The 12,384-nt window shown below is 71.8% G+C and carries 13 protein-coding genes; 8 read left to right on the top strand and 5 right to left on the bottom strand.

Features of this window, described 5'->3' with window-relative positions; translation table 11 throughout:
- Nucleotides 1-4: 4 nt before the first annotated feature.
- The 3 genes from slmA to argB form a co-directional block, all read right to left on the bottom strand.
- Entirely contained in the window at nt 5-676 is a 672-nt protein-coding gene (slmA, locus tag LOC65_RS18520; RefSeq protein ID WP_009856600.1) for a nucleoid occlusion factor SlmA, read from the bottom strand.
- Between the two features lie 71 nt (nt 677-747).
- The gene (locus LOC65_RS18515) at nt 748-1,440 is read right to left on the bottom strand and encodes a pyrimidine 5'-nucleotidase (protein WP_164963342.1); all 693 of its coding nucleotides are present in this window, start codon (nt 1,438-1,440) and stop codon (nt 748-750) included.
- The gene (gene argB / locus LOC65_RS18510) at nt 1,437-2,339 is read right to left on the bottom strand and encodes an acetylglutamate kinase (RefSeq protein WP_009856598.1); all 903 of its coding nucleotides are present in this window, start codon (nt 2,337-2,339) and stop codon (nt 1,437-1,439) included. The genes LOC65_RS18515 and argB overlap by 4 nt, the downstream gene beginning before the upstream one ends.
- Before the next feature lie 114 nt (nt 2,340-2,453).
- Between argB and dmeF the strand changes: the two genes are divergently transcribed.
- From dmeF to LOC65_RS18495, 3 genes are all read left to right on the top strand, one after another.
- The gene (gene dmeF, locus LOC65_RS18505) at nt 2,454-3,488 is read left to right on the top strand and encodes a CDF family Co(II)/Ni(II) efflux transporter DmeF (RefSeq protein WP_230248643.1); all 1,035 of its coding nucleotides are present in this window, start codon (nt 2,454-2,456) and stop codon (nt 3,486-3,488) included.
- An 89-nt stretch (nt 3,489-3,577) separates the two neighbouring features.
- Complete coding sequence (locus LOC65_RS18500) at nt 3,578-4,198, top strand: phasin family protein (protein WP_164963344.1); 621 nt, start codon at nt 3,578-3,580, stop codon at nt 4,196-4,198.
- A gap of 61 nt (nt 4,199-4,259) precedes the next feature.
- Nucleotides 4,260-5,489, top strand: a complete 1,230-nt coding sequence (locus LOC65_RS18495; RefSeq protein WP_230248638.1) for a patatin-like phospholipase family protein — start codon at nt 4,260-4,262, stop codon at nt 5,487-5,489.
- A 1-nt stretch (nt 5,490) separates the two neighbouring features.
- On the opposite strand, the gene LOC65_RS18490 is transcribed toward LOC65_RS18495, so the two are convergent.
- Both LOC65_RS18490 and LOC65_RS18485 read right to left on the bottom strand, forming a co-directional pair.
- The gene (locus LOC65_RS18490; RefSeq protein WP_230248636.1) at nt 5,491-6,981 is read right to left on the bottom strand and encodes a carboxypeptidase M32; all 1,491 of its coding nucleotides are present in this window, start codon (nt 6,979-6,981) and stop codon (nt 5,491-5,493) included.
- Nucleotides 6,982-7,028: 47 nt separating this feature from the next.
- Nucleotides 7,029-7,514, bottom strand: a complete 486-nt coding sequence (locus LOC65_RS18485; RefSeq protein WP_009856593.1) for a YqaA family protein — start codon at nt 7,512-7,514, stop codon at nt 7,029-7,031.
- Between the two features lie 93 nt (nt 7,515-7,607).
- On the opposite strand from LOC65_RS18485, the gene dusB reads away from it, so the two are divergent.
- From dusB to LOC65_RS18460, 5 genes are all read left to right on the top strand, one after another.
- On the top strand, nt 7,608-8,645 hold the full coding sequence (gene dusB / locus LOC65_RS18480; RefSeq protein ID WP_230248759.1) for a tRNA dihydrouridine synthase DusB: 1,038 nt from the start codon (nt 7,608-7,610) through the stop codon (nt 8,643-8,645).
- Nucleotides 8,642-8,875: a Fis family transcriptional regulator gene (locus LOC65_RS18475; RefSeq protein ID WP_009856591.1), complete on the top strand. Its 234-nt coding sequence runs from the start codon at nt 8,642-8,644 to the stop codon at nt 8,873-8,875. Before dusB ends, LOC65_RS18475 begins: the two co-directional genes overlap by 4 nt.
- 8 nt (nt 8,876-8,883) lie before the next feature.
- Entirely contained in the window at nt 8,884-10,455 is a 1,572-nt protein-coding gene (gene purH / locus LOC65_RS18470; RefSeq protein WP_230248635.1) for a bifunctional phosphoribosylaminoimidazolecarboxamide formyltransferase/IMP cyclohydrolase, read from the top strand.
- Nucleotides 10,456-10,768: 313 nt separating this feature from the next.
- Nucleotides 10,769-11,392: a 1-acyl-sn-glycerol-3-phosphate acyltransferase gene (locus LOC65_RS18465; protein WP_164963348.1), complete on the top strand. Its 624-nt coding sequence runs from the start codon at nt 10,769-10,771 to the stop codon at nt 11,390-11,392.
- 1 nt (nt 11,393) lies between these two features.
- Nucleotides 11,394-12,368 carry a phosphatidate cytidylyltransferase gene (locus LOC65_RS18460; protein ID WP_029718664.1) on the top strand — a complete coding sequence of 325 codons (975 nt, stop codon included), beginning with the start codon at nt 11,394-11,396 and terminating at the stop codon, nt 12,366-12,368.
- The last annotated feature ends 16 nt before the right edge of the window (nt 12,369-12,384 follow it).

Here is a 12,384-nt window from a genome sequence, read left to right as displayed (position 1 = left end):
GCGCTCAGGCGGCGAGGCGTTGCAGCGCCGGCTCGAGCAGCTCGGTCGGCGAGCGGCGGAAGCCCGAGCGTGCGTAGCGGTGCAGGCGGCCGACCGCGAACGCGACCAGCGCCGAGGCGATCGCGTTGGCGTCCACCGTGGGGGTCGCCGAGCCGCTTTCGTCGGCCGCGGCGCGCAGGCTCTGGCGCAGCTGCGACTCCAGGCGGTCGAAGAACTGGTTCATGCGCGCGGCCAGGCGCTCGTGCTCGAAGACCAGCGCGTCGCCGACCATCACCCGCGTCATGCCCGGGTTCTTCTCGCCGAACTGCAGCAGCACCGCGACGATGCGCCGCGCCTGCGCCGCGCCCGAAGGCTCGCGCTCGGCGATCTGGTTGACCAGCGTGAAGACGCTGGACTCGATGAACTCGATCAGCCCCTCGAACATCTGCGCCTTGCTGGCGAAGTGGCGGTACAGCGCCGCTTCGCTGACGTCCAGGCGCGCCGCCAGCGCGGCCGTCGTGATGCGTTCGGCGCCCGGCTGCTCGAGCATCTGCGCCAGCGTCTGCAGGATCTGCACGCGGCGCTCGCCGGGGCGCGGGCGCTTGCGCGCCGGCGCGGCGGTGGCGACCGCCGGCGTCACCGGCTCGGAGACCGTCGCCGGGGCCAGCGGGTCGGCGTGGGCGCTCTGGTCTTCCATTCGGGCGGCGAGAAGAGGATGTCGTGGGGGCGGGAGGGGACTTTGGGATTCTGGCATAGGGCCGCGCCGCGCTAGCCGCGCAGCAGCGTGGACAGGCGCACGATGCGCCGGTCGACGTACGGCGGCACCAGCGTCAGCCGCGAGGCGACCGGCATCGCCACGCGCGTGCGGCGCGCGAAACGCTGCATCCAGACCGTGCCCATGCCGATCGAGCGCGCCGCCTTCAGGTGGCCCAGCGTGTCCTCGACGAGGATGCAACGCCCGGGCGGCACCTTCAGCCGCGCGGCCACGCGGCGCAGCATGCGCGTATCGGGTTTGGGCCGCAGCTGGCCGAAGACACGCATGTCCTCGATCGGGATCACCCGCTCGAACAGGTGCGCGATGCCCAGCACGCCGAGCACACGCTGCGTGTACAGCGCCGGCGCATTGGTCAGCAGCACCTTGCGCCCGGGCAGCCGGGCCAGCGCGGCGAAGTCGTGAGCCTGGCCGCGCACCCGCTCCTCCAGCCCGGGCAGCCGGTGGGTCTGCTCGAGGAAGTGGGCGGCGTCGACGCCGTGGTGGCGCATCAGCCCGAGCAGCGTCGCGCCGTAGCGCAGCCAGTAGCGCCGGCGCAGCGCGTCGGCCTCGGCGCGGCTCAGGCCCAGCTCACGCTCGATGTAGTCGGTCATGCCGACGTTGAGCTGGCCGAACGCCGCGTGCGACGCGTCGTGCAGCGTGTTGTCCAGGTCGAACAGCCAGACCCGGTCGTGCGTGGCGCCGCTCAATGACTGCGGATCATCGTGCCGAAGGCCTGGTCGGTCAGGATCTCCAGCAGCGTCGCGTGCGGCACGCGGCCGTCGATGATGTGCACCGCGTTGACGCCGCTCTTGGCGGCGTCCAGCGCGCCGGCGATCTTCGGCAGCATGCCGCCGCTGATCGTGCCGTCGGCGAACAGGCCGTCGATCTCGCGGGCCGTCAGGTCGGTGAGCAGCGTGCCGTTCTTGTCCAGCACGCCCGGCGTGTTGGTCAGCAGCATCAGCTTCTCGGCCTTCAGCACCGTGGCCAGCTTGCTGGCGACGAGGTCGGCGTTGATGTTGTAGCTCTCGTTCTTCTCGCCGAAGCCGATCGGGCTGATGACGGGGATGAACTGGTCGTCCTGCAGCGCCTGCACCACCGAGGGGTCGATGGCGGTGATCTCGCCGACCTGGCCGACGTCGTGTTCGATCGACGGGTCGTTCTTGTCGAGCATCTTCAGCTTGCGTGCGCGGATCATGCCGCCGTCGCGGCCGGTCAGGCCCACGGCCTTGCCGCCGGCGGCGTTGATCAGGCCGACGATGTCCTGCTGCACCTCGCCGCCGAGCACCCATTCGACGACTTCCATCGTCTCCTCGTCGGTGACGCGCATGCCCTGGATGAAGGTGCCCTTCTTGCCCAGGCGCGACAGCGCCTCGTCGATCTGCGGGCCGCCGCCGTGCACGACGATCGGGTTCATGCCGACGAGCTTCAGCAGCACGATGTCCTCGGCGAAGTCCTGCTGCAGCGCCGGGTCGGTCATCGCGTTGCCGCCGTACTTGATGACCAGCGTCTTGCCGTGGTACTTGCGGATGTAGGGCAGCGCCTGCGCCAGGATCTCGGCCTTCTCGCGCGGGGTGATGTGGGCGGTGGGGGTCTCGGCGGTGGACATCGGCGGCTTTCCGTCGGCAGAAACAGGGGTGGCGGGCATTGTAGGGACGCGGTCCGCGCGCTGCCGGTTGCCCCGGAGGGCGCCCCACCCGGGCGCGTCGTACAGTCGGGCGCCATGAGTTCGCACCACCAGGATCTCTCGCCGTTCCTGCACCCGCATGCCTTCGCTGACGAAGGTGTCGCCCGGCGCGAGAAGGCGCTGCTGCAGGTCACCGTGCTGACGCTGGTGACGATGGCCGTCGAGGTCGGCGCCGGCTGGTGGACCGGCTCGCTGGCGCTGCTGGCCGACGGCTGGCACATGGGCACGCACGCGCTGGCGCTGGGCGGCGCGGTGCTCGCCTACCGGCTGGCCCGGCGCGCCGCGGCGCACGGCAGCTACGCCTTCGGCGGCTGGAAGATCGAGGTGCTGGCGGCCTACACCAGCGGCCTGCTGCTGCTGGCCGCCGCCGCCGGCATCGCCTGGGACGCGATCGGCACGCTGCGCGAGCCGCGCCCGATCGCCTTCGGCGAGGCGATGGGCGTGGCGGTGCTGGGGCTGGCCGTCAACCTCGTCAGCGCCTGGCTGCTGGCGCGCGGCGGGCACGACCACCACGGGCACGACCACCACGGGCATCACCACCGCCACGACGATCACGACGACGACCACGATCACGACGAGCATCCCCACGGCCATCCGCACGGCCACCACCACCACCACCACCACGACGCCAACTTCGGCGCCGCCTACCTGCACGTGCTGGCCGACCTGATGACCTCGGTGCTGGCGATCGCCGCGCTGGCCGGCGGGCTGTGGTTTGGCTGGCGCTGGCTGGACCCGGCGGTGGCGCTGCTGGGCGCGCTGGTCATCGGACAGTGGGCGCTGGGCGTCATGCGCCAGAGTTCGCGCGCGCTGGTCGACGCCACCGCCGACCCCGAGATCAGCCGTCGCATCCGCACGCTGATCGAGGCCGACGGCGACGCCCGGCTGTCGGACCTGCACGTCTGGCAGGTCGGCGCCCAGGCCTGGTCGGCCGCGATCGCGATCGTCGCCGACCGGCCGCTGCCGGCGGCCGTCTACCGCGCGCGGCTGGCCGAGATCGCGCCGCTGCGCCACGTGACGGTCGAGGTGCACCGCTGCGAAGGCTGCGGCGACGGCTGCCCGCGTGGATAGAGCCGTCTCACTAGAGTTATCGGATGCAGGCCGCCCGCCCTGCGTCCAAGATTGACGAGGGCACCCACGAACGACGACGAGGAGCGACGATGGCAACCAGGAAGGCCCCCACGGCAGCGAAGAAGGCCGCGGCCAAGACGGCGAAGCCCGCCCGCAAGACCGCAGCCGCCCAGCGCAGCGACAAGGCGATGGCCGGCGCGGTGCGCGACTCGGCGCAGCAGATCTGGCTGGCCGGCATGGGCGCGTTCGCCAAGGCACAGGAAGAAGGCGGCCGCGTCTTCGAGGCCCTGGTCAAGGAAGGCGTGCACCTGCAGCGCAAGACGCAGGCGGTGGCCGAGGAGAAGCTCGGCGAGGTCACCGACCGCATGACGGCGATGGCCGGCAGCGTCACCGCGCGCGCCGGGCAGAACTGGGACAAGCTCGAGGCGATCTTCGAGCAGCGCACCGCCAAGGCCTTGTCGCGCCTGGGCGTGCCGACGGCCAAGGACGTGCAGGCGCTGGTCGACCGGGTCGACGCGCTGGCCGCCGCGGTCGAGCGCCTGAACGCCGCCGCAGCCCCGGCCAGGCCCGCCGCGCCGCGCAAGACGGCGCGCAAGGCCGCCGCCAAGCCCGCGCCGGTGGCCGAAGCCCCGGCCGCAGCCGCCCCCGAAGCGCCCACCGAGGCGCCGGCCCCGGCGAAGAAGCGCGTGCGCCGCACCAAGACCGCCTGATCACCACCTCTGAACGGAGCGGGGCGCAGGCCCGCCACGGGCCGCATCGCCCCGGCAAGCGATGACGACACCCGACTCCAAGCGCATCGGCCTGGCCCTGGCCGGTGGCGGCCCGCTGGGCGCGATCTACGAGATCGGCGCGCTGTGCGCGCTCGACGAGTCCTTCGTCGGCGTCGACTTCACGCGGCTGGACGGCTACGTCGGTGTCTCGGCCGGCGGCTTCATCGCCGCCGGGCTGGCCAACGGCATCACGCCGCGCCAGCTCTGCACCTCGTTCATCCTCAACCAGGGGCCCAACGACGACGTCATCCACCCCGGGCTGTTCGTGCAGCCGGCCTGGCGCGAATACGCGCGCCGGCTGGCGATGCTGCCGGCGCTGGTGGCGCACGCCGCCTGGGACTACGCCTTCGAGCGGCGCTCGCTGCTGACCGCGCTCGAACGCCTGGGCCGCGCGCTGCCGGCCGGCCTCTTCGGCCACGAGGCGCTGGAGCGTCAGGTGGCGCGCATGCTGTCGGCGCCGGGGCGCAGCAACGACTTCCGCCAGGTCGCGCGGCCGCTGGTCATCGTCGCCACCGACCTCGACAGCGGCCAGTCGGCGCCCTTCGGCCGGCCGGGCTGGGAGCACGTGCCGATCTCGCGCGCGGTGGCCGCCAGCGCGGCGCTGCCGGGGCTGTTCCCGCCGGTGCCGATCGACGGCCGCTGCTACGTCGACGGTGCGCTGAAGAAGACGCTGCACGCGCGTGTGCTGCTCGACATGGACATGGACCTGGTGCTGTGCCTGAACCCGCTGGTGCCTTTCGAGTCGGGCCATGTCGGGCGCCACGCGACGCCGACGGCCCGCGCCGGCCAGCGCATCCCGCGCCTGGCCGACGGCGGCCTGCCGGTGGTGCTGAGCCAGACCTTCCGCACGCTGATCCACTCGCGGCTGGAGCTCGGCATGCGCGGCTACGAGCAGACCCATCCGAGCACCGAGATCGTGCTCTTCGAGCCCGACCAGCGTGACCCGGAGATGTTCCTGGCCAACACCTTCGGCTACTCGCAGCGCCGGGCGATGGCCGAACACGCCTACCAGCAGACGCGCGCCGACCTGCGCGCGCGCCGCGACGAGCTGGCGCCGCGGCTGGCCGCGCACGGCATCCGCCTGGACGACGCCGCGCTCGACGACGAGACGCGCCGGCTGGTCCCGCTGAAACGCCGCCGGCGGCCGGCGCGCGGCGCCACCGCGAAGGCGATGCGGCGGCTCGACGAGGTGCTCGACGATCTCGAGCGCCGGCTGGCCGCCGCGCGCTGACTCAGACCAGGTAACGCGCCTCGAGGTGGGCGCGGAAGTGCGCCGGGTTCAGCGTCTCGCCGCTGGCGCGGCGCGTCAGCTCGTCGGTGCTCCAGCGGCTGGCCGGCAGCCAGATGTTCTCGCGCAGCCAGCCGAAGACCGGCGCCAGCTCGCCGGCGGCGATGCGCTCGTCCAGGTGCGGCATCGCGCGGCGCATCGCCGCGAACCACTGCGCGGCGTACATCGCGCCCAGCGAGTAGCACGGGAAGTAGCCGATCAGCCCCAGCGGCCAGTGCACGTCCTGCATCGGGCCGTCCTTGAAGTTGCCGCGTGTGTCCACGCCCAGCAGCTCGGCCATCTTGGCGTCCCACAGCGCCGGGATGTCCTCGACCTCGATCTCGCCTTCGACCAGCGGGCGCTCGATCTCGTAGCGCAGGATCACGTGCGCCGGGTAGGTGACCTCGTCGGCGTCGACGCGGATGAAACCCGGCTTCACGCGCGTCAGCAGCTTCTGCAGGTTGGCCGGCGCGAAGGCCGGCTGCTCGCCGAAGGCCGCGGCGATGCGCGGCGCCAGGCCGGCGACGAACCCGGGGTGGCAGCCGAGCTGCATCTCGAAGGACAGCGACTGGCTCTCGTGGATGGCCATCGAACGCGCCTGCGCCAGCGGCTGGCCCAGCCACTCGCGCGGCAGGTTCTGCTCGTAGCGCGCGTGGCCGGTCTCGTGGATCGTGCCCATCAGGCTGCCGAGGAACTCGTCGTCGCGGAAACGCGTCGTCAGGCGCACGTCCTCGGGCACGCCGCCGCAGAACGGGTGCGTGCTGACGTCCAGCCGGCCGGCGTCGAAGTCGAAGCCCAGCAGGCGCATCGTCTCCTCGCACAGCCGGCGCTGCGCGTCGCGCGAGAACGGGCCTTCGGGCACCAGCACGGTCTCGCGCGACTGGCGCTCGACGACCTGGCGGATCAGCCCCGGCAGCCACTGGCGCAGCTCGCCGAAGACACGGTCGACCTGGGCCGTCGTCAGCCCGGGCTCGTAGCGGTCCATCAGCGCCTCGTAGCGCGACACGCCGAGATCGTCGGCCAGGCGCGAGGCCTCCTCGCGCGCCAGCGCGACGACCTCCTTCAGGTTGGGCACCAGGCCGGCCCAGTCGTTGGCCGGACGCTGCGTGCGCCAGGCGTGTTCGCAGCGTGCGGTGGCCATCTGCTGGCGCTCGACGAGCTCGGTCGGCAGCACGTTGGCGGCGCGCCACTGGCGGCGCATCTCGCCAAGGTTGGCGCGGCGCGCCTCGTCCAGCGGCTCGGTCTCGGCGGCTTGCAGGCGCGCGGCCAGCGCCGGGTCGGTGACCAGGCCGTGCAGCAGCGCCGCCATCTCGGCCATCGCCTCGGCACGCGCCTCGTTGCCCTTGGGCGGCATGTTGGCCGACTGGTCCCAGCTGGCGATGGACTGCAGGTGACCCAGGCGGTGCAAACGGGTCCAGGTGGCGGCGAGCGCGTCGTAGGCGGGCGTGGCGGTCATGCGGAGGTTCGGGAAACGGAGCGAGGCGTGATTTTCGCCGCCCGCGGTCAGTACGAGAGCTGGCCCGGGAAGGCCCAGACCAGCCCGGCGGTCATCACGAGGTAGCGCAGGAACTTGCCGATCGCCATGTAGGCCACGCAGGGCCAGAACGGCAGCTTCAGCCAGCCGGCCACCGCGCACAGCGGATCGCCGACGACCGGCAGCCACGACAGCAGGCAGGCCTTGGCGCCGAAGCGGCGCAGCCATTGCAGCGGCCGCGCCTCGCGCGGGCGGCGGTGCGTCGCGTGTTCGTAGGCGATCTCGCCGCCGTAGCCCATCCACCAGGTGATCGCGCCGCCGACGGTGTTGCCGGCGGTGGCCACGAGGATCGCGGGCCAGAACAGCGAGGGGTCGAGCTTGACGAGGCCGAAGACCGCGGGCTCGCTGCCCATCGGCAGCAGCGTGGCCGACACCAGGGCGACGACGAAGACCGTCGACAGGCCGTACTGCGGCAGCGCCAGCGCCGCCAGCAGCGCGGAGAACCATGCTTCCATCTCGGTGCGGATTATCCGCCGCCCTCGGCGCCGGCCCGGTGCCCCCGATGCCGACCGGTATACTCCTGCCTCCTTTTTCAGCACCCCCCGATGATGAGACTCGGCGCTTTCGAGCTGCCGAATCGCCTGTTCGTCGCCCCGATGGCCGGGGTGACCGACCGGGCGTTCCGCAAGCTGTGCAAGCGCCTGGGCGCTGGCTACGCCGTGAGCGAGATGATCACGTCGCGGCCGGACCTGCGCGACTCGCGCAAGACCTCGCGCCGCGCCGACCACACCGGCGAGGGGGCGCCGATCGCGGTGCAGATCGCCGGCACCGAGCCGGCGATGATGGCCGACGCCGCGCGCCACGAGATCGACCGCGGCGCGCAGATCGTCGACATCAACATGGGCTGCCCGGCCAAGAAGGTCTGCAACAAGTGGGCGGGCTCGGCACTGATGCAGGACGAGGCACTGGCGATCGCGATCGTCGAGGCCGTCGTCGGCGCCTGCGCGCCGCGCGGCGTGCCGGTGACGCTGAAGATGCGCACCGGCTGGTGCGCGGCGGAGCGCAACGCGCTGCGCCTGGCGCGGGCCGCCGAGGCCGCCGGCGTCGCGATGGTCACCGTGCACGGGCGCACCCGTGAACAGGGCTACCAGGGCCAGGCCGAGTACGACACGATCGCCGCGGTGAAGGCCGCGCTCGCCATTCCCGTCGTCGCCAACGGCGACATCGACTCGCCGGCCAAGGCCGCCGCGGTGCTCGCACGCACCGGCGCCGACGCCTTGATGATCGGCCGCGCCGCGCAGGGCCGGCCGTGGATCTTCCGCGAGATCGCGCACTACCTGGCCACCGGCACGCTGCTGGCGCCGCCGGCCACGCACGAGGTGCGCGGCTGGCTGCTCGAGCACCTCGAGGAGCACTACGCGCTGTACGGCGAGCACGCCGGCGTGCGCAGCGCGCGCAAGCACATCGGCTGGGCCGTGCGCGGCCTGCCCGGCGGCGAGGACTTCCGCGCCGCGATGAACACCATTGCCGAAGCCGGCGCGCAGTGGCGCGCCGTCGACGGCTTCTTCTCCGAACTGGCCGAACACCACCCGCAGCTGCCCTGCGCGACAGCCGCCAACGACGACCTCGCCGTCAGAAGCGCATGAGCAAGAAACACATCGACGAGTGCGTCCGCACGACGCTCGAGCAGTACTTCAAGGACCTCAAGGGGACCGAACCGCACGACATCCACGCGATGGTGCTGGCCGCCGTCGAGAAGCCGATGCTCGACGTCGTGATGCAGCACGCCGACGGCAACCAGAGCAAGGCTGCCGAGTGGCTGGGCATCAACCGCAACACGCTGCGCCGCAAACTCCTCGAACACAAGCTGATCTGAGACCACCGATGACCACCGCCCTCCTCTCCGTATCCGACAAGACCGGCATCGTCGACTTCGCGCGTGCGCTGCACGGCCTGGGCGTCAAGCTGCTGTCCACCGGCGGCACCGCCAAGCTGCTCGCCGAGTCCGGCCTGCCGGTCACCGAGGTGGCCGAGGTCACCGGCTTCCCCGAGATGCTCGACGGCCGCGTGAAGACGCTGCACCCGCGCATCCACGGCGGCCTGCTGGCGCGCCGCGACGTTCCGGCGCACATGGCGGCGCTGGCCGAGCACGGCATCGGCACGATCGACCTGCTGGTCGTCAACCTCTACCCGTTCGCGCAGGCGACAGCCAAGGCCGACTGCACGCTGGCCGACGCGATCGAGAACATCGACATCGGCGGCCCGGCGATGCTGCGCGCCGCGGCCAAGAACTGGACCGACGTCGCCGTCGTCATCGACCCGGCCGACTACGAGCGTGTGCTGGCCGAGCTGGCCACCGGCGCGACGACGCGCGCCACGCGCTTCATGCTCGCCAAGAAGGTCTACGCGCACACCGCGGCCTACGACGGCATGATCACCAACTACCTGACGGCGCTGGAACCCGGCGTCGAGGAGGCGCTGGAGGCCGTGCCGGCGAAGACCGAGTACCCGGCGGTCTTCAACCTGCAGCTGGCCAAGACCCAGGACCTGCGCTACGGCGAGAACCCGCACCAGAGCGCCGCCTTCTACCGCGACGCCCGGCCGGCCGAAGGCACGCTGTCGGGCTGGACGCAGCTGCAGGGCAAGGAGCTCAGCTACAACAACATCGCCGACTCCGACGCCGCCTGGGAGTGCGTGAAGACCTTCGACGTGCCGGCCTGCGTCATCGTCAAGCACGCCAACCCCTGCGGCGTGGCCGTCGGCGCCGACTGCGCCGAGGCCTATGCCAAGGCCTTCAAGACCGACCCGACCTCGGCCTTCGGCGGCATCATCGCCTTCAACCGCGAACTCGACGAGGCCGCCGCGCAGCTGGTCGTCAAGCAGTTCGTCGAGGTGCTGATCGCGCCGAAGATCACGCCGGAAGCGCGTGCGGTCTTCGCCGGCAAGCAGAACGTGCGCCTGCTCGAAGTGCCGCTGGCACGCGCGATGAACACGCTGGACTTCAAGCGTGTCGGCGGCGGCGTGCTGCTGCAGAGCCAGGACGCGAAGAACGTCGAGCCGGGCGAGCTGCGTGTCGTCACGACGCTGGCGCCGACGCCGGCGCAGATGGAAGACCTGCTGTTCGCCTGGAAGGTCGCCAAGTTCGTCAAGAGCAACGCCATCGTCTTCTGCGGCGGCGGCATGACGCTGGGTGTCGGCGCCGGCCAGATGAGCCGCATCGACAGCGCGCGCATCGCCGGCATCAAGGCCGGCAACGCCGGCCTGACGCTGCACGGCTCGGCGGTCGCCAGCGATGCCTTCTTCCCGTTCCGCGACGGCCTGGACGTCGTCGTCGACGCCGGCGCGACCTGCGTCATCCAGCCGGGCGGCTCGATGCGCGACCAGGAGGTCATAGCCGCCGCGAACGAACGCGGCATCGCGATGGTCCTGACCGGCACGCGCCACTTCCGGCATTGAGTGGAGCCCCCGGCCGCCTGGCGGCCGCCCCCCCGAGGGGGCCGAGCGGGGACGCTGCCCGTCCAGTGGACGGACAGCGCCACGCGAGGAGCCGGGCCACTGGCCCGGCGCGGCTTGCAAAGCTCCGAACCCGACCGGGAGACCCGGGTCGGGTTCGGCCCGCTCCGGAGGCGCCGCTCCCCCTGACCGCCTGCGGCGGTCTGTCCCCGGGGGGACCGTGCGGGCAGCTTATCGCCTGACCATCATGACCTGTACACGCGATGCCGTGATGCGCCCGTTCGCGGCGCCTGGCCTGCACCGCTAGCATCCCGCCATGGCCTCGAAAGCCGACCTGATGGGCTTGCTGCTGACGGCGCTCGTGCGGCTGATCACCGGCGCCCAGGGGCACTGGAAAGGCTGCCCGCCGAAGGCGGAGCAGCGCATCTACTTCGCCAACCACCAGAGCCACCTGGACTGGATGCTGATCTGGGCGGCGCTGCCCAGCGACCTGCGCGCCACGACGCGCCCGATCGCCGCACGCGACTACTGGACCTCGTCGAAGTTCAAGGCCTGGCTGACGCGCGAGGTGTTCCACGCCGTCTACGTCAGCCGCCAGCGCAGCGAGGACCAGGACCCGCTGGAGCCGCTGGTCGCGGCGCTGGACCACGGCGACTCGCTGGTCATCTTCCCGGAGGGCACACGCAGCAACAAGGGGCTGCCGCAGCCGTTCAAGACCGGGCTCTACCACCTTGCCGAACAGTTCCCGAACGTGCAGCTGATCCCCGCCTGGATCGACAACGTGCAGCGCGTGATGCCCAAGGGCGAAGTGGTGCCGGTGCCGATCCTGTGCACCGTGACCTTCGGCGCGCCGATCCAGCTCGAGCCGGGCGAGGACAAACGCGCCTTCCTCGACCGCGCCCGCGAGGCCGTCGTCGCGCTGCGCCCGCACGCCAGCTGACATGGGACATCTTCGAGCGCTCACCGTGGATCAGCAGGTCGGCCTGCTGTTCGTCATCCTGTTCGGCGCGCTGGTCGTCGTCAGCGCGGTCTCGGGGCTGGTCATGCTGCGCCGCTCCGACCAGGAGGGCAGCCACTGGCACCAGCGTGTCAAGGCCGAGCTGCGCGCGATCTGGGCCGGCGCGATCGTCTTCTGGCTGGCCTGGGTCTCCGGCGCGATCGGCGCGACGCTGCTGTTCGCCGTCTTCTCGTTCTTCGCGCTGCGCGAGTTCATCACGCTGGCGCACACCCGGCGCAGCGACCACCGCAGCCTGATCCTCGCCTTCTTCGTGGTGCTGCCGGCGCAGTACCTGCTGGTCGGCTTCCGGACCTTCGACCTGTTCACGGTCTTCATCCCGGTCTACGTGTTCATCGCGATCCCGGTGATCAGCGCGCTGGCCGGCGACCCGGAGCGTTTCCTCGAACGCAACGCCAAGATCCAGTGGGGCGTGATGGTCTGCATCTACGGCCTCAGCCACGCCCCGGCGCTGCTGCTGCTGGAGTTCAAGAACTACGAGGGGCGCGGCGCCTTCCTCGTGTTCTTCCTGGTCGTCGTCGTCGCCACCGCGCAGCGCACGCAGGAAGGCGCGGCGCGCTGGCTGCGCCGCCGGCCGGTGGCACGCCACATCGACCGGTCGTTCTCGTACCGCGCCTGGGCCATCGGCGCGACCACCGCCGCCATCGTCGGCGCGGCGCTGTACTGGACGACGCCGTTCAAGGCCGGCCAGGCGCTGGCGATGGCCTTCATCGCCGCCGGCGCCGGCAGCTTCGGCGACTTCGTCATGAAGGCGCTGAAGAAGGACGCCGGCGTGCCGTCCTGGGGCAACCGCAGCGCGATCACCGGCGCCGTCGGCCTGCTCGACCGTGTCGCGCCGCTGTGCTTCGCCGCGCCGGTGTTCTTCCATTCGGTGCGCTGGTACTTCCAGTTCCGCGGTTAGGCCGTGCCCGACCCCG

The sequence above is a fragment of the Rubrivivax sp. JA1055 genome (genome assembly GCF_020966565.1).
GTDB lineage: Bacteria > Pseudomonadota > Gammaproteobacteria > Burkholderiales > Burkholderiaceae_C > Rubrivivax > Rubrivivax benzoatilyticus.
Note: the sequence above shows the minus strand (reverse complement) of the source record. Positions and strands in the feature narration are given on the sequence as shown.